Origin of the sequence: Paucilactobacillus nenjiangensis, from assembly GCF_005405445.1 — a bacterium.
In the GTDB taxonomy this organism is placed as follows: Bacteria; Bacillota; Bacilli; order Lactobacillales; family Lactobacillaceae; genus Paucilactobacillus; species Paucilactobacillus nenjiangensis.
Window position 1 is genome coordinate 1 of sequence record NZ_BJEB01000045.1, and the last position, 17,538, is coordinate 17,538.

Sequence of the window (17,538 nt, forward strand, 5' to 3'; positions counted from 1 at the left end):
AAACCGACCAAAAATTCTATTAATTATAGAATTTTTGGTCGATTTTTCTATAGCTGGTTAGTTTTTTCCCAGCCACTATTTTTGTCAGTGTGAAAAAGTAAAATAATTGGCCATATTATGACCGATACAAAATATATACTGCTAGCATGCGATGAAATTAAATTATTGGGGGTAATTGGTATGAAGCAAGGGAGTTCAAAAAATAAAATTATTGGTTGGATCATTGGAGTAGTTGTCGTGATTGTGGTGGCTTTAGGAGGCTATCGACTCTTTTATTCGAACGATAATGGTCAAAGTAAAGAGAGTGAGATCTCTTCTAGCAAACAGACTAAAAAATATTGGAATAGCAGTAAAGATAATAAGTTAAAAAAATTCATGAATGAATGGGACGATGGTTATCAACAAGCCACCAGCAATCATCAATTAGATTGTCATCAAATTTCGGTTCCCAAAGATATAAAAACAACCAGTTTTTCGATGAACGATAAAGAGGTCACTGCGGAGTGGTCCAAGCGTGGTACAGGCACAAAAGATTATGAAATTGTTGCAGAATATACTAATTATGATAGTGATGTTGATAATGCGAACTTGTACCTATTTACCATTCATAATGATGCACCGACTATTTTACAAACTTCCAGCACGTCTGAAAAATTGAAGGTGACAACGGTCCATGATGAAGATTTGTTGACTAATTTTGAAAAAGTTGTTGATGGTAAGACACCGACGTATCGGTCATCAAGTTCAGCAGATTCAGAATCTAGTGAATCTGATAGCAGCCAGACCAAAGCCTCATCTAGTGAGCTTTCATTGACTGAAATTGCAGCAAATAATTTTTCAAGTTTAGTCGGCACTTGTAAAAATGATAATGGCGAAACAATTGAAGTGACTAATCAAACCATGGATAAACCAGCTGGAACCAATTGGGCTTTGAGTAAAGGTGCTGTGATTGCTAATTCTAAATCCAGTGAGTATCCTGAAGTAATTGGTGGTGGGAATATGATTGGCGATTATATGCAAGGGATTTACGGAACTTTTGATCCACAGTCAATGAGTATGTCGCCGATTGCAATTGTCCCCGCCGGGGTGAAAGCGACCGCAGCCGATGACTCTGATAGTAGTCGAGACCGCTTGATTAGGGGTGGTGGCCAAGGCGGTTATGCAACTGAGGCATATTATAGAGAGTAATCAAATAAATAAAATACAACTCGTTAGAAAATAGAAAGCTTCTATTCTCTAACAAGTTGTATTTTTTATGCCCTAATTAGTTTCACACCTAGGACTGTCAAATGACTGTTCTCGATTAATTGAATTATGAAGTGGGCAAGACTTTCAGGATCAAATTCTTCATCTGATTTAAGCCACCAGTTTAAAGTTCCCATGAAAGTAGACGTCATATAAGAAAAGACAAATTCTTTGGGGATGATACGATCATTTTGAGTGATTTTGAGGTTATCCAAAAAGCCAGTCGTCGTTTCTCTGACTAATGTTTCCAAATGCTCGATTAACTGATTACGCATGGAACTATCGGCAATCAAGAAGAATAGCTCACGGTTATTACCGATGTTGCGGAAAATATTGGCTAACGTGTGTTCTAAGACTGGAAGATTAACCGTATTTTTATCAAGAAAAATTTCGGCGTGCTTAAATTCATTAAAGTAAGACAGCACTGTATTAAAAATTTGGTCAAATAAATCTTGTTTGTCTTTAAAATGTGAGTAAAAGGTGGCCCGATTAATCATGGCTTCGTCAGCAATTTGCTGGACCGTTAAGCTATCGAATCCATACTCATTAACTAATTTAACAAACGCAGTATAAATCATTTTCTTTGTTCGAATAACTCGTAAATCTTCATGCTTGGCCATCTGATTAACTCCTTTTTCAAACTAATTTTACAACTATTCTACCAGAAATTTTGGGGTATAACCTACAAATTATGGTAATTCGTCAAATATATTACATTTTGTCTGATTTTGTTCATTGAAACACAAATAGTAAGGGGTTACACTAAACATAATTTTAATAGACAAGTTGTTGTATATGTGATGTGTTGTTGTGGAAAACGAGGTCGGGTTGTCGGACTATTTCACAGCAATGGATGACGGGCTACGAAATTGTGGCGACGAGGAGATAATATGAGCAGACGAAAATTGATTGGTGGCATTGATGTCGGATCAACGACTGTGAAATTAGTCGTGATGGATAATGATACACGGGAGACGTTGTTTTCAAGATACGAACGTCATTTTTCTGATGTACGAGCTGCAAGTGAACGAGTTATCAAAGAAGCTATCGACGAACTTGATGGTGAAGAACCAATTTCATTCACGATTACCGGTTCTGGTGGCATTGGCTTAGCTAATTTATTGCACCTTGAGTTTGTGCAAGAAGTGATTGCCTGTACGAAAACCGTTGAAGAACTAATTCCGGAAACGGATGTCAGTATCGAACTTGGTGGTGAGGATGCCAAGATTACGTTCTTTGGTGCCTCCATGGAACAACGGATGAACGGTAGCTGTGCCGGTGGGACCGGTGCTTTTATTGACCAAATGGCTACCTTACTCAAAACCGATGCCAATGGTTTAAATATCATGGCACAAGATGCAGAAAAAATTTATCCAATTGCATCACGTTGTGGTGTGTTTGCCAAAACTGACGTACAACCATTAATCAATGATGGTGCGCGAAAAGAAGATATTGCCGCTAGTATTTTTCAAGCGGTTGTTAACCAGACAATCTCTGGCTTAGCCGCTGGTCATAAAATTAAGGGTAACGTGGCCTTTTTAGGTGGTCCATTGTATTTCATGGATCAATTACGTTACCGATTTATTGAAACTTTAAAACTAACACCGGAACAAGTTATTTTTCCAGAAGATCCACAATTATTTGTCGCTAAAGGTGCCGCGTTGTATGCGGTCGATGAAAAAACGACGACTTTAACTGCGTTGTTAGACTTACTAATTAATGGGGACCATTCGGTGATGCAACCAACTCACCATTTGGAACCTCTCTTTGCTGACGATGAAGAACTCCAACAATTCCGTCAACGTCATGGTGAAGCCCAGGTCGAGGAACGCGATTTGAGTACCTACCAAGGGACAGCCTTTTTAGGAATCGATGCCGGATCGACCACGACCAAAGTGGCCCTGATGAGTACTGACCATAAGCTGCTTTACACTTACTACGATAGTAACGATGGTGATCCACTCGCTAAGACTAAACAAATTTTGAAAGATATGTATGCCAAGTTACCTGAAGGCGTTCGCATTGGAAAAGCCACCGTCACTGGGTATGGTGAACATTTAATTAAAAACGCCTTAATGGTTGATGTCGGGGAAGTTGAAACAGTTGCGCACTACAAAGCAGCTCATTTCTTCCAGCCCAACGTTGATTTCATTTTGGACATTGGTGGTCAAGACATGAAAGCCATGACCATCAAAAATAATGCACTGTCGACCATCAAATTGAACGAAGCTTGTTCATCTGGCTGTGGCTCTTTTTTGGAGACCTTTGCTAGTTCATTAAAATACGACATCAAAGACTTCGCTCAAGCTGCCTTATTGGCTAAATACCCTTCTGATTTAGGGTCTCGTTGTACCGTGTTTATGAATTCAAAAGTTAAACAGGTACAAAAAGAAGGCGCATCGATTGGTGACATTGCTGCCGGTTTATCGATGTCGATTATTAAAAATGCGCTCTATAAAGTGATTAAAATTAAACGCCCAGAAGACTTGGGTGAACATATTGTCTGCCAAGGTGGGACTTTCTATAATGAAGCCGTCTTGCGCGCCTTTGAAAAAATTTCTGGACGTGAAGTCATTCGGCCTAACATTGCTGGATTGATGGGTGCATATGGCGCTGCTCTAATTGCCGAAGAAAATTATCAAGCCGGGGATGAAACTACCTTACTTCATCCTGAACAAATGGATAATTTGAGTGCCACCAAGGAATACATGCATTGTGGTGGTTGTGAAAATAACTGTGCCTTAACCATCACTGTCTTTAACGATGGTCGTCGATTTGTGACTGGAAATCGTTGTGAACGCGGTGAAGAACGTGGCTTGAAATTACGCACCCATAAAGATAACGGTAAGATTAATTTAGTTGAAGAAAAATACAAGCTATTGTTTAGCTATCGTCCATTGAAGAAAAAGCAAGCGGTTCATGGCCGGATTGGCTTACCACGAGTTTTGAACATGTATGAAAATTATCCATTGTGGCAAACATTCTTTAATCATATCGGGATTCGTGCAGAATTATCGCATAAAGGTAATGAAGCTCAATACGAAAAGGGCATGGAAACGATTCCTAGTGATACGGTTTGTTATCCAGCTAAACAAGTCCATGGCCATATTGCTAAATTAATTGAAGATGGTTATGAGCGCATTTTCTATCCGGCCGTTGTTTACGAAGTAAGTGAAAATAAGGACGCGCAAAATCATTTTAATTGTCCAATTGTGCAGTCATATCCAGATGTAATTAAAAATAACGTCGATGAAATTCGTAATGGCGAAATTGATTATATCGACCCATACATCAACTTAGCGGATAAAAAATCAACTGCCAACAATTTGTATGATGCCTTTAAGCATCTCGGTGTGACCAAAAAAGAAATCGTCGAAGGCCTGGATGCCGGATATGCTGAACTCGAAAACTTCAAATTAAAAATCCGTAATCGTGGCGAAGATGTGATGCGGATGCTTCACGACACTAATGAAAAAGGAATTGTCCTTGCTGGACGCCCTTATCATTTGGATCCACAAATCAATCACGGGATTTCACAGTTGATGACTGCCGAAGGTTTCCATGTATTGACGGAAGATTCAATTGCGCATTTAGGAGATGTTAAAGGACTTCGTGTGGTTAACCAATGGGTTTATCATTCACGCCTTTATGCGGCCGCTCGAATTGCAGCTAAAAATCCTCAATTGGAATTTGTTCAAATGAACTCCTTTGGATGTGGTTTGGATGCGATTGATACGGATCAAATTGAAGAAATTATGGAACAATATAACCGTCTATACACGGTTTTGAAGATTGATGAAGGAACTAACATGGGGGCCGTTAAGATTCGCCTTCGTTCCCTGAAAGCAGCCGTGGCAGAGCGGAATAAGTTACACGTATTACCTGAAAAACAACATGAATTGGATCAGCCGGTTAGTTTCACCCCAGAAATGAAACAAGAAGGATACACACTTTTGATGCCAATGATGTCACCAGTTCATCAGCATGGATTGGTCGATGTGGCCTTGCAAGCATCTGGCTACAACGTGGTTAATTTACCAATGGAAGATCACAAAGCAATTGATGTTGGTCAAAAATTTGTAAATAATGATGCCTGTTATCCAGCCATCATTTCAATTGGTCAAATGTTGGAAGCATTACAAAGTGGTAAGTATGACTTAGACAAGACTGCCGTCATGATGACTCAAACTGGTGGTGGCTGTCGGGCTACCAACTACATTCCACTAATTAGAAAAGCACTTAAAGATGCTGGCTTCTCACAAGTACCAGTGGTATCAATGTCGATGGGAAATCAAGGAGTTGAAAATACTTCAGGATTTAAGATGACCTTGCCATTGTTGAAACGAGTAGCAATTGGGTTCTTGTATGGTGACCTATTTGAAAAAGTGGTTTATCGGACTCGTCCATATGAAAAAGAACCCGGCACAATTGATAAGATGCATGAAGACTGGCTTCAATTAGTCCGTCCTAGTGTTGAAAAAGGAAGCTTTTCTGAATTTAAGAAGAACGTTAAGCAGATTGTTAAAGATTTCGACACCGTACCATTGAATGAAACCGTGAAACCTAAAGTTGGGTTAGTTGGCGAGATCTTAGTTAAGTACTCACCAATTGCCAATAACGATATTGTCCACTTGTTGGAAAATGAAGGCGCCGAAGCAGTCGTTCCTGATATTGTCGGCTTCATGAACTATTCACTTTACAATCAAATTTACAAATATCAAAAACTTGGTGCATCAGCGAAAGCACGGATTTTTGCTGAAACTGCCTTAAAGATTATCGAATGGTGTGAACAACCAATGCAAAAGGCATTAACTGCTTCGAACCGTTTTGATGGCATGGAAGGTATTAAAGAAGTTGCTGATGATGCCAGCAAGATTTTGTCACTTGGTAATCAAACGGGTGAAGGTTGGTTCTTAACCGGTGAAATGATTGAATTGTTGAAGAATGACGTTCCTAATATTATCTGTATGCAACCATTTGGCTGCTTACCAAATCATATTGTCGGTAAGGGGATGGTCAAAGAACTTCGTCATCAATTCCCTGGTGCTAATATTGCCCCAATCGATTATGATCCCGGTACTTCTATCGTTAACCAACTCAATCGTATCCGCCTTATGCTTGCAACGGCGGAAAAGAACATGAAGAAACAAGCTGCTGAGCAAAGCGAAAGTCAGCGAGCACTAACAAAGAAGGACAAAGTAAACGGGCTAAGTTTAAGTTAGGTGTAATAAGAAAACTAAAAGTAGGAAATCACAAATTCGTGATTTCCTACTTTTTCTGCTGGTATTTATTAATATTAAGTGCGAATGATGCTGGCCATTTTCTTACCTTTGGCCAGTTCGTCCACAAGCTTGTCCATGTAGCGCAAAACTTGCATATCGTGATCTTCAATATCTTCAATGCGAACACCACAAACCACACCTTTAATCAGAGAGGTATTTGAATTGATGGGTGTGCTGCCAATCAACTCTCTAAGTGTCATATTGGATTGCTTAAAATCACTCATATCGATATTGTCATCTCATAACCAGACTAAAATCTGATCTAGTTCTTCTTCAGTGTGATCTTTACGAAGCACTTTATTTAAATACAATTGGTATAATTTTGCGGTTGTTAAGTCAAATATTTTTGGACTTGCCAAGGTATCAGCTCCTCGTATTTAGTAATTAGATTTGCTTGAAGTGTACCAAAGTTAAAGGATTGATGACAAATAAAAAGCTAATCTTACAAACAAGATTAGCTTTGCTGATTTATTTATTAATTTCAGGTGCTTGGCCTAATTCGGCTTGGATCATCCAAAGCCGTTTTTCAGTGGCGGTTTTAAAACCAATGAAAATGTCTTGTGTACTGAAGTCTTTTTCTTCGTCGCTCACTTCAATACCATGTTGATAAACGTCGGCCAAATAACGGTAGTCTTTTGCTAAAATGGTGAGACGTTCTGGGGTTGATAAGTCGAAACTGCCTTCTTGATCACTAATTCCAGTATGTTCAGCCATTTCACCAAGAGTGGAGTAGGGAGCACCATCAAGGGTGATTAACCGTTCTGAAATTTCATCCAGTTGGTCATTTAAGTCGTCCATCCATTCATCCATCAGTGGATGTAACTTTAAAAAATTGGTGCCACGCATATACCAGTGGGTTTGGTGAACGATCATTGCCAGTTGACTGAGATCAGCTACTAATTGATTTAGAACTTGATTTGTCTTTTCGTACTTCATAAAAAAATCCTCCATTTCAAATTTTCTGTTCTACAGTATCAATATTAACCTTTAATACCTTACGAATCCAAGGAAACGCTTTCTTCATTTTGAGATACTCTTCGCCATCTTCCAAAAATGTTCCTTTTCCACTGATATAAAACCCAGCACCAGGTCCATTAGTGCCTTCGACTTCTTTAGTACCAGTGGTAACGAGCACTGTATTGTCCGAACTGAAATCATTTTCAATACTGTGCATGCCGGCAGCGGGGATGTAGAGCAATTCATTTTCTTGATCAATTTGAATATAAGACATCCAAGTACTAACGACACTAGCGGGATTGCCGTTGATAGTAATAATAGTTGCTGGACCTTCGTGATTCATGACTTCTAAAAATTTTTCATTCATATTGTTTTTCTCTTCAATTAATCTTCAATTTTTTTGATTTTACCGGCAGCGATGGGTAAAGTGACGTGCTGTTCGTATTTGTCATTTAGCTTGCCACCAACTGTTACTGGTAGTTCAAAATCATTTGGAATGCCGTGGATATAAACAACGCGCTTATCTAATTGTAAATCTTGATCATTGAAAACTTCTTTAAATTTAGCTTGTAGTTGGTCGTAAGGAACGTCCTTTTGATAGCTATAATAGCCATCCTCATTTGCTACTGGGTAATTATCGTTAGGAATGTGCATGTGGTGTGGAGCCCCGTCTAGAGGCACCATCGTTGTACCGGAGACAGCTTCTGTTTCTGGTAAATCAATCCAACCATCATGATTACTATCTTGTGCCAAAGTTGGAACAGTCGCATCTTGACCATCTGGGAATCCGTGGAAATGTTCCCAATGTTGAATATTGGCCGGTGTATCAAACATTTCGAGTGTAATGTGCAAATTGTTAGCGATGTGTTCAAATTCGACATAGCCATGTGCATGGGTCCCAATTTGGTCGCCATTTAGTGCGGTAAGGTCAGCTCTATATTTAGTCATGCTAATTTCCTCCATTCTAATTTCAACATGTTACTTGCCTAGTTTAGCAATGATTAGTTTTGATTAAATTGATAGATATCAAGAAATAGACAAACGATGTTCATTTTTTAATTGTGTATTCGTGCTACAATTGCATCATCGAGAGAATATATAATGAGGAGAATCGCTTGTGATTAAAGAATTTTGTGCTGAAAATTTTACAGATATTCCAAACGCCATTCAAAATGGTGCTGATAGAATTGAACTTTGTGATAATTTGGCGGTTGGTGGGACAACTCCAAGTTTTGGAGTTATTCGTGCGACAATCGAATATGCTAACGAGACGGATACGCCAGTTATGACAATCATTCGCCCACGTGGTGGAAATTTTGCCTATAATGTGGCTGAATTTAATATTATGCTCAACGATATTGCCCAGGCAAAACAATTGGGGGCACGGGGCATTGTATTAGGTTGCTTGGATGCTGATAATTGGCTGGATGAACCTAAATTGGAATTGTTGATGGACGCAGCCGCTGAGATGGAAATTACTTTCCACATGGCCTTTGATGAAATTGCGACTGATCGACAATTTAAGGCCATTGATTGGTTGGTGGATCATGGTGTTTCACGTATTTTAACTCATGGTGGCACCAAAAATACTAGCATCACAGATAATTTTCAACATTTAAAAGATTTAATTGAGTATGCTGATAACCGGATTACTATCATGCCGGGTGGTGGCGTGAATTATGAAAATGTTAATCAAGTGGTTAACACCCTCGAGGTTCAAGAAGTTCACGGGACTAAGATTGTTAAAATTTAATAAAACAAAGGAGTCGTGATAAATTCACCGACTCCTTTGTTTTGATATTAACTGTTTTTTACATTAGTTCCATAAGCCAGATTATGAGGACTATGCCACGTTACTTTTTATAAATCGATTTGTTCGAATTTTTGTTGAGCTTTTCGGTATGACATCAGAGTGAAAAAAATCAAGAGTAGCAGGGCGATTAGACAACAAAGCCACTGGATACCAATGTGTTCGGAGCCGCTATTAACAAAGGCTAATCCAGGAAGATGATGAAGTGTTTCACCGAAACTGACTAGTACGATGGTATAAATTTAAAAAAGTAAAAATGGTTTGCCAATGCCATAAGCGGTTTTAAAGAAACCACCTAAGAAGATCACGTTAAATCCAGCGAAAATCAATAATACCAATGCTAAATAAATTGGTGTGGCATTCATCATCGCGTTTTGCACGTACACGCCAGTAGAATTCCATAAACTCATTCTGAACACAGTTAGTGCCAACATTAATACAAAAGCAATTAGTTGAATAAAAATGGTAAATAAATATTTAGCAGTTACCACGTCGCTTTTCCTGATGGGCAATAGAACAGTATACAAGATATCGTTAGTTTCTCTGCCATTTTGAAAAGAAAAGAAGATACCTAGACAGATGAAAAATGCGCCCATAAGAATCGGGTAGCCTGGAATTAGGGTCATGAAGGCAAACAGTAAGAAGATGAAGGTGATTGGCATGGAAGTTAACTGAATTTCTTTAATGAGTAAGTTTTTCATGAAAATCCTCCGTTTCATAGTTAACCATGATTTCTTCTAAATTATTGCCTAAGTTTTGGCTAGCAGCGGTTTGTAAAAAGTTTTTCAGGTTATCGGAGGTCACTAATTTGCCAGCGTGGATATAGGTAATCGAATCAGCAAATTTGTCTAAGTCAGAAGTAATATGCGTGGAGAAAAGAATTGATTTGCCTTGGCCTTTTAAATAGCCAAAGACATCCAGCAATTCCACCCGCGAAACTGGATCGAGTCCGCTGATCGGCTCATCAAGAATGAGTAAGTCGGCGTTGTGTGATAAGGCGATGGTTAAATTAAGCTTGACCTTCATACCTTCCGAAAGTTCAGAAGGAGTCTTTTGTTCATCTAATGAGAAGACGTTAAGGTAATGACGATAGGTCACATCATCCCAGTTGGAATAAAATTGCTTCGTGACCTCGATGATATGGTTAATTTTTTTCTTGGGATAGTAATTGATGGAACCAGCCGCAAAGCCAATTCGTTGCTTGATGTCCATTTCGTTATCAATCAGACTCTGTCCAAAATAAGTGATTTCGCCAGCATTCGGATGAACCAAATTGAGAATTGATTTTAAGATGGTCGTCTTTCCGGCCCCATTCCGGCCAATTAACCCCATGATGGTTCCGGGCTCAAGCTCAAATGAAATATTATTTAGTTTGAATTTGGGATAGGTTTTTGATAATGCTTGAACACTAATTGCTGGTGGCATAGATTACTCCTCCTCGTAAGTCTATGTATGTATCCGATTTCATTATAGCTCAAATCAAGCTTTTGCGGTAAGCGAACCAGGTATGTGATTTTAAAACCTATCGATAGATTTAAAAGGTGAGGATAAATTGACCAAATTGATAAAAGATAATTGGAATAAATCGAAAAATGAGAATAAAATGAAATTAAATGCAATAGCTAAACTATACAGATAGTTGGGAATAAATTAGTTATTTCTAACAAGCTCACGTTGACATTTAACATCAATTTGTTAGAATGTATTAATCGGATTTTAATTTAATGGGCAAGTACATATACCGGTAATGCAATTATAAACATAACTTTTCGCCCATCGACTTATTCAACAGGAGGAATAACATGGCTAGCTTGAAAGAAAAGATTTTCCGTAAAGAAGATCCTTCAGTGTATGAAACAAAAGATTCTCATTTGGTACGTTCGCTACGTGTGCGTGACTTTATTGCGCTAGGAGTTGGGACAATCGTTTCAACCGCGATTTTTACTTTACCAGGGGTTGTGGCTGCGCAACACGCTGGTCCAGCCGTAGCATTATCATTCTTGGTGGCTGCGATTGTCGCTGGGTTAGTCGCCTTTGCGTATGCAGAAATGGCGTCGGCAATGCCTTTTGCCGGTTCAGCTTATTCTTGGATTAACGTTATTTTTGGTGAATTTTTTGGCTGGATTGCCGGTTGGGCATTACTAGCAGAGTACTTTATTGCTGTGGCTTTCGTGGGTTCTGGATTATCGGCGAACTTTAGGGGCTTGATTGCACCATTAGGCATTAACTTTCCAAAGGCGCTCTCAAATGCATTTGGTACGGATGGCGGTGTAATAGATATTGTGGCTGCCGTCGCAATTATCTTGGTGGCTTTATTACTTTCTCGTGGCGTTAGTTCCGCTGCTAGAATTGAAAATGCCTTAGTTGTTTTAAAAGTTTGTGCGATTATCTTGTTCTTGATTGTCGGAGCAACCGCTATTAGAGCTAGTAATTATGTCCCATTTATTCCTGCATATCGTGAAACTAGTGCTGGTGCATTTGGTGGTTGGCAAGGAATCTACGCTGGGGTTTCAGAAATTTTCTTAGCTTATATTGGCTTTGATTCAATCGCTGCTAACTCAGCAGAAGCCAAAAATCCTTCAAAGACAATGCCTCGTGGGATTTTGGGATCATTAGGGATTGCCGTAGTCTTATTCGTGGCGGTTTCACTTGTCTTAGTCGGAATGTTCCATTATTCAGACTACGCTGGTAACGCTGAACCTGTTGGTTGGGCATTGCGTCATAGTGGTCACCCAGTGGTCGCAGCTGTTGTACAATCAATTTCTGTGTTGGGGATGTTTACGGCCTTAATTGGTATGACTCTGGCCGGCTCACGTTTGCTATACTCATTCGGTCGTGATGGTATGTTACCAAAATGGCTTGGCAAATTAGATGGCAAACAACGTCCTAACCATGCTTTACTTGTTTTGACAATTATTGGGGTTGTGATTGGTTCATTATTCCCATTCGCATTCTTGGCTCAATTGATTTCGGCCGGGACCTTAATTGCCTTTATGTTCGTTTCGTTGGGAATTTACCAACTACGCCAACGTGAAGGTAAGGATATTCCCGAACCAGGCTTCAAGATGCCATTTTACCCAGTCATGCCAGCCTTAGGATTCATTGGTTCATTAGTTGTGTTCTGGGGACTTGGTAATGATGCTAAGATTTACGCAGGAATTTGGTTCTTAGTTGGATTAGTTATTTATTTCGCTTATGGTGCAAACCATTCATATCTTTCAACACAGAAAGAAGGTGCAGATAATGGATCAACACAAAAATAATCAACAATTATTAGCTGAGGAATCACCAGCATTCTCTAAAGCTGCACGAGTTAAATATTATAATATTGTTATCGAAAGTGGATCAGGAGCTGAAATTACTGATGCTGATGGCCGCACATATATTGACCTTTTGGCCAGTGCGTCTGCGACTAACACCGGCCACTCCCATCCACATATCGTAAAAGCCATTCAAGACCAGGCAGCTAAATTGATTCAATATACGCCAGCTTACTTTGCGAGTGCTCCGGAAGCTGCGTTGGCACCACGGTTAACTGCTCTAGCACCAATTAGTGGTGATGTGGCGTTAGCCTGGGGTAACTCTGGCTCTGATGCCAATGATGCCATCATTAAATTTGCTCGCGCATATACGGGTCGGCAAAATGTGGTTAGCTTTACTGGTGCTTATCATGGCTCAACTTATGGTTCAATTTCAGTTTCGGCGGTTAGTTTGAACATGAGTCGTAAAATTGGTCCATTGTTGCCAGGCGTGGTGAAAGTACCATATCCAGATCCATGGCAACGGTTAGATGGCGAAAGTGAAGATGCGTTCGTTGATCGCATGTTTGCAGCATTTAAATTACCATTTGAAACTTATTTACCTGCTGAAGAGGTTGCGGTCATCTTGATTGAACCAATTCAAGGTGATGGTGGAATTGTCAAAGCTCCAGATGCATACATTCATAAAGTGTATGACTTTGCCAAGGCAAACGGCATCTTGTTTGCCGTCGATGAAGTTAACCAAGGAATGGGACGAACTGGTAAGTGGTGGTCAATTGAGCACTTTGGTATTGAACCTGATTTGATGTCAGTTGGGAAATCACTGGCCTCTGGTTTACCATTGAGCGCGGTCATGGGCCGAGCTGAAATTATGAACTCATTAGGATCACCAGCGCATGTCTTTACGACTGCTGGTAACCCAGTCACAACCGCAGCTGCAGCCGCAACTCTGGACGTGATTGAAGATGAACATTTGCTTGACCGCTCAGCTAAATTGGGCGCCATCGCTAAAGACTACTTTGAAAATGCAAAGAAGAAGTATGACTTTATCGGGGATGTCCGGATGTATGGCTTGGACGGTGGGATTGATATTATTGATCCAAAAACCGGTAAAGGCGATGATGAAGCTACAACTAAGCTAATTTATCGAGTCTTTGAACTTGGTGCAATTATCATTAGTTTACGTGGAAACGTGCTTCGCTTCCAACCACCATTGGTGATTACTGAAGAACAATTAAATAAAACATTTAAAATTTTTGACCAAGCTTTCGAAGAATTATCTCAAGGTAAACTGAGTTTGCCAGATAATGCGGATGAAATTGGTTGGTAAGAATAAGGGTCAGGGACTAGACGGTTTCTGATTAATATCAAAAAATAACGTAGATTCCTGATTTTTGGAATGTACGTTATTTTAGTTAGATTAATTCATAATCATGATTTTGGCACCAATAGCCACAAGGTGGTATAATGTGGTTACTAATGGAATGACGATTTGGAGGTAGTTAAAGATGACAGAGATGGTTAAAAAGCGCGTACAATATACAATTGACAAAGGAACGGCGGAATCTGTAGATTATATTATTAAGAAAGCGGGGCTGACTCCTTCAACAATAATGACGATGGTCTATGCGGAAATCGAACGTACTGGTGAAATCCCTGTGAGTTTAAAAGTTTCACAACGCGACTTGGATACGGCAGCTATTATCAAGGCGAGCTATGATGTTCCTGCAGTTACTATTGACAGTGATGAAAAAATCGACGCTTTCTTTGATGATGAGACTGATGATCCATTTGGTGAATCTGATGTATGATGAGATCTTTTGGGCATATGTAAATTTCACTAATCGAAGTGATGGTAAACGGCGCCCAGTCTTAGTAATACGGCAAACTGAAACAAACTACGTTGTTTATCGAATCACAACGAAATACGACAACAAGTCTGATTGGATAAAAAATAAATATCTAAAAATTTCAGATTGGAAACAAACAGGACTTCAGAGACTATCTTGGATTGACACAATCAGGCCTTATTATTTACCAATCGTTTCAACTTCACTGAATTATGTTGGTAGATTATCAGACCATGATTTACATGAATTAATGCTAATAATTACGAAACAATCTTAAAGTGAATATTTAATTGTAAGTATGTGATATTTGGTAACCTAGAAATCTAAATCAAGTTGATTATATAAAAGTGACGATAACTTTCCATATATTTAGAGAATAATCCAAAAAAGTACTGGTTCGAATCTTATGGTAGTCACATTCTTTAGTCACGTTCACTTCATCAGCAACTTCACCTAACTTAAAAATCACCAGACGATTCAAAGTTCAGAATCATCCAGTGATTTTATTCGTTAGAAGCTCAGTTGCTCCCGATGAAGTTCACATTCTTATTCACGTTCCCAACATCAATCGATTCCGTATAACTAAAAATACGAATTAACTCATAAAGCGAGTTAACTCGTATTTCTTGTTATTACTCATCGACTAACCGATGTTTGTCACATTCTTTTAGTCACGTTCACTTCATTAGCAACTTCACCTAACTTAAAAATCACCAGACGATTCAAAGTTCAGAATCATCCAGTGATTTTATTCGTTAGAAGCTCAGTTGCTCCCGATGAAGTTCACATTCTTATTTTTAATGGAATTGCATTCCGCCATCAACTTCGAGAGTTTGGCCAGTGATGTAATTTGAGTCTGGGCCAGCTAAGAATGATACGCCAGCTGCAACATCTTCTGGTTCGGATAAGCGTTTCATTGCGATATCTTTGGCAAATGTTTGCATACCCCATTCGTCATCTTTGCCAGCATTTTTACCAACCTGATGAGCGATATCAAACATCATTGGAGTTTTAACGATCCCTGGAGCGTAGGCATTAACGGTGATGCCTTGTTCTGCGTAGTCACGCGCAACAACTTGAGTGATACCACGAACAGCGAATTTTGTTCCACTGTAAAGGGTCAAGTTTGGATTACCAACAACTCCAGCTTGAGAAGTAGCGTTGATAATTTTACCACCATTGCCTTGTTTCAAGAATTGTTCAATAGCAGCTTGCATGCCCCAAATGTCACCGGCAACGTTAACGTGATAAACTTTGTCGAATTGTTCTGGGGTAATGGTATCAAGTGGTGTTGTAGGTCCAAGACCTGCATTGTTAACGAGGACATCGAGACGTCCTAGTTGATCAACTGCTTGTTTGATTGCAGCAAAGAAGGCATCACGGTCAGCAACGTCCAATTGGACACTGATAGCTTTTCCTCCATTGTTGGTAATTTCTGTTGCCACTTTAGATGCATTTTCAACATTTAAATCAGCGACAGCAATTGCAAAACCGTCATTTGAAAGTCGTTTGGAAATTGCTTCCCCGATACCTTGTGCTCCACCGGTTACGAATGCAACTTTTCCATTTAATTCTGTCATAATAAACGCTCCAATCCAATTATTTTGTATACGCTTACATTAAACCATGATATGGTGTGGGAAACAAACAAAAGGTCATTCTTTTAAGGAATATAAAGCAATTTAGGATAATTAATAGTATTTGCTCATTAAAATTTCATCTAATCCTTTTAGGGTGGACATTTGTTAGCTTTTTTTGATAAACTAGCCAATACGTGTTCAAAATTACAAAATGAGGTGAAGAAATGAAGAAACAAACGAAACGAGCTATCTTTGTGTTGCTCATCAGTGAATTTTTAATCTGTCTGGGAATTAGTTTGGTGATACCGGTGATGCCATTCTTGAAAACCAGCCTACATTTAACGGCGTTCGATATGGGTGTGATGACCTCGTTATTTGCGTTGGTTCAATTCATTGCTTCACCAATCGTTGGTCGAATTTCAGATAAATTGGGCCGAAAAAATATTTTGGTAGCAGGACTATTCCTATACATGCTGTCAGAAATCTTGTTTGCCATTACTAACAATCTGGTGATGTTCGACATCTCTCGTGCAGTTGGGGGATTATCCGCAGCAATGTACGTGCCAACTTCAATGGCATTGGCGGCCGATATTACGACCAAACGAGAACGTGCCAAAGTGATTGGCTGGCTCTCTGCAGCATTTAGTGCCGGACTTATCTTAGGACCAGGGATTGGTGGTATTTTAGCTAATATCAGCCTTAAATCGCCATTCTGGCTATCTGCATTACTGGGATTATTAGGAACCATTTCTCTTTGGATGTTCTTGCCTAACGATGGCAAGATGGACAGCCACGAAGATTCAGCTCGTGTGGAAGAACATAAACCAGTTAGTGTTTTCTTGAAAACAATGTCAGTACCAATGATTGTCCTATTTGCTATGATTTTAGTATCCGCATTCGGACTCCAAGGATTTGAAAGTATCTATAGTTTATACGTCAATGAAGTCTTTAAGTTTACGATGAGCAATATTGCTTTAGTGTTAACATTGAACGGAGTCATTTCAATTATTATGCAAGTTGTTTTCTTTGATCGACTAGTGGTTTGGTTGAAAGAAGCTCGCATTATCCGTTACTGTTTCTTCCTTAGCATTATTGGAATTGCGTGGATTATTCTTGCCCACTCCAAGTGGGAAGTTGTGATTGCAACGTTGATTGTTTTCACAGCATATGATATTTTGCGTCCAGCAATTACAACATTGCTGACTAAAATGAGTACTTCAGATCAAGGTTTGATTAATGGGATGAATATGTCCTTAACTAGTGTCGGGAACGTCATTGGGCCTTTGATTTCAGGGGCATTGCTCGACATGAATTATCATTTACCATATTTAGTCGTTATCGTCTTCATGATGCTGTCATTCATCATCGCGTTCTTTATTAAGAATGTCAGTAGCGGTGAAGTCAAAGTCGATTAGGAATAATGAAAGTAAAGAAGTTAAAAAAACCGTAAACTCAAAATTGAGTTTACGGTTTTTGCATATCTGGTTCTACAATATTTGGTACTGATAGAGATTCACTTTGTGAATTTATACTGGTGCCATTTTCTATTATCAA

15 protein-coding genes and 1 pseudogene are annotated in these 17,538 nt (G+C 39.2%); 8 read left to right on the top strand and 8 right to left on the bottom strand.

The features are described from left to right. Positions 1-180 precede the first annotated feature (180 nt). A complete protein-coding gene (locus FFM59_RS07125) occupies positions 181-1,188 on the top strand; it encodes a DUF4767 domain-containing protein (RefSeq protein ID WP_170175958.1) in 1,008 nt (335 codons plus the stop codon). A 65-nt stretch (positions 1,189-1,253) separates the two neighbouring features. Here FFM59_RS07125 and FFM59_RS07130 read toward each other — a convergent pair whose 3' ends face one another. Beyond that, positions 1,254-1,865, bottom strand: coding sequence for a TetR/AcrR family transcriptional regulator (locus tag FFM59_RS07130; protein ID WP_137602351.1), 612 nt, complete (start codon positions 1,863-1,865; stop codon positions 1,254-1,256). Between the two features lie 270 nt (positions 1,866-2,135). Here FFM59_RS07130 and FFM59_RS07135 point away from each other — a divergent pair, with 270 nt between their 5' ends. After that, positions 2,136-6,467, top strand: a complete 4,332-nt coding sequence (locus FFM59_RS07135) for a 2-hydroxyacyl-CoA dehydratase (protein ID WP_137602352.1) — start codon at positions 2,136-2,138, stop codon at positions 6,465-6,467. Between the two features lie 74 nt (positions 6,468-6,541). Here FFM59_RS07135 and FFM59_RS07140 read toward each other — a convergent pair. The 4 genes and pseudogenes from FFM59_RS07140 to FFM59_RS07155 all read right to left on the bottom strand — a co-directional run bounded on the left by FFM59_RS07140 (position 6,542) and on the right by FFM59_RS07155 (position 8,432). Beyond that, a pseudogene (locus tag FFM59_RS07140) lies at positions 6,542-6,886 on the bottom strand (DUF2200 family protein). Between the two features lie 109 nt (positions 6,887-6,995). Continuing rightward, positions 6,996-7,463 (bottom strand): Dps family protein, encoded by a 468-nt coding sequence (locus FFM59_RS07145; protein WP_137602353.1) that lies wholly within the window; start codon positions 7,461-7,463, stop codon positions 6,996-6,998. A 16-nt stretch (positions 7,464-7,479) separates the two neighbouring features. After that, positions 7,480-7,851 carry a pyridoxamine 5'-phosphate oxidase family protein gene (locus FFM59_RS07150; RefSeq protein WP_137602354.1) on the bottom strand — a complete coding sequence of 124 codons (372 nt, stop codon included), beginning with the start codon at positions 7,849-7,851 and terminating at the stop codon, positions 7,480-7,482. Between the two features lie 17 nt (positions 7,852-7,868). Beyond that, a complete protein-coding gene (locus FFM59_RS07155; protein WP_137602355.1) occupies positions 7,869-8,432 on the bottom strand; it encodes a hypothetical protein in 564 nt (187 codons plus the stop codon). Between the two features lie 169 nt (positions 8,433-8,601). Between FFM59_RS07155 and FFM59_RS07160 the strand changes: the two genes are divergently transcribed. Continuing rightward, positions 8,602-9,237: a copper homeostasis protein CutC gene (locus FFM59_RS07160; protein WP_137602356.1), complete on the top strand. Its 636-nt coding sequence runs from the start codon at positions 8,602-8,604 to the stop codon at positions 9,235-9,237. A 299-nt stretch (positions 9,238-9,536) separates the two neighbouring features. On the opposite strand, the gene FFM59_RS07165 is transcribed toward FFM59_RS07160, so the two are convergent. Together FFM59_RS07165 and FFM59_RS07170 are read right to left on the bottom strand one after the other, a co-directional pair. Next, a complete protein-coding gene (locus tag FFM59_RS07165) occupies positions 9,537-9,995 on the bottom strand; it encodes an ABC-2 transporter permease (RefSeq protein ID WP_225420327.1) in 459 nt (152 codons plus the stop codon). Further along, positions 9,976-10,719 (bottom strand): ABC transporter ATP-binding protein, encoded by a 744-nt coding sequence (locus FFM59_RS07170; protein ID WP_137602357.1) that lies wholly within the window; start codon positions 10,717-10,719, stop codon positions 9,976-9,978. The genes FFM59_RS07165 and FFM59_RS07170 overlap by 20 nt, the downstream gene beginning before the upstream one ends. A gap of 377 nt (positions 10,720-11,096) precedes the next feature. Between FFM59_RS07170 and FFM59_RS07175 the strand changes: the two genes are divergently transcribed. The 4 genes from FFM59_RS07175 (at position 11,097) to FFM59_RS07190 (ending at position 14,681) form a co-directional block, all read left to right on the top strand. After that, positions 11,097-12,557 carry an APC family permease gene (locus FFM59_RS07175; RefSeq protein WP_137602358.1) on the top strand — a complete coding sequence of 487 codons (1,461 nt, stop codon included), beginning with the start codon at positions 11,097-11,099 and terminating at the stop codon, positions 12,555-12,557. Continuing rightward, positions 12,538-13,884 (top strand): aspartate aminotransferase family protein, encoded by a 1,347-nt coding sequence (locus FFM59_RS07180; RefSeq protein ID WP_137602359.1) that lies wholly within the window; start codon positions 12,538-12,540, stop codon positions 13,882-13,884. The genes FFM59_RS07175 and FFM59_RS07180 overlap by 20 nt, the downstream gene beginning before the upstream one ends. Before the next feature lie 178 nt (positions 13,885-14,062). Next, entirely contained in the window at positions 14,063-14,365 is a 303-nt protein-coding gene (locus FFM59_RS07185; RefSeq protein WP_137602360.1) for a type II toxin-antitoxin system RelB/DinJ family antitoxin, read from the top strand. Continuing rightward, positions 14,358-14,681 (top strand): type II toxin-antitoxin system PemK/MazF family toxin, encoded by a 324-nt coding sequence (locus FFM59_RS07190; RefSeq protein WP_137602361.1) that lies wholly within the window; start codon positions 14,358-14,360, stop codon positions 14,679-14,681. The genes FFM59_RS07185 and FFM59_RS07190 overlap by 8 nt, the downstream gene beginning before the upstream one ends. 520 nt (positions 14,682-15,201) lie before the next feature. Here the strand turns inward: FFM59_RS07190 and FFM59_RS07195 are convergent. Further along, positions 15,202-15,984 (bottom strand): (S)-acetoin forming diacetyl reductase, encoded by a 783-nt coding sequence (locus FFM59_RS07195; protein ID WP_137602362.1) that lies wholly within the window; start codon positions 15,982-15,984, stop codon positions 15,202-15,204. Between the two features lie 224 nt (positions 15,985-16,208). On the opposite strand from FFM59_RS07195, the gene FFM59_RS07200 reads away from it, so the two are divergent. Continuing rightward, the gene (locus tag FFM59_RS07200; protein ID WP_137602363.1) at positions 16,209-17,399 is read left to right on the top strand and encodes an MFS transporter; all 1,191 of its coding nucleotides are present in this window, start codon (positions 16,209-16,211) and stop codon (positions 17,397-17,399) included. Positions 17,400-17,538 lie beyond the last annotated feature (139 nt).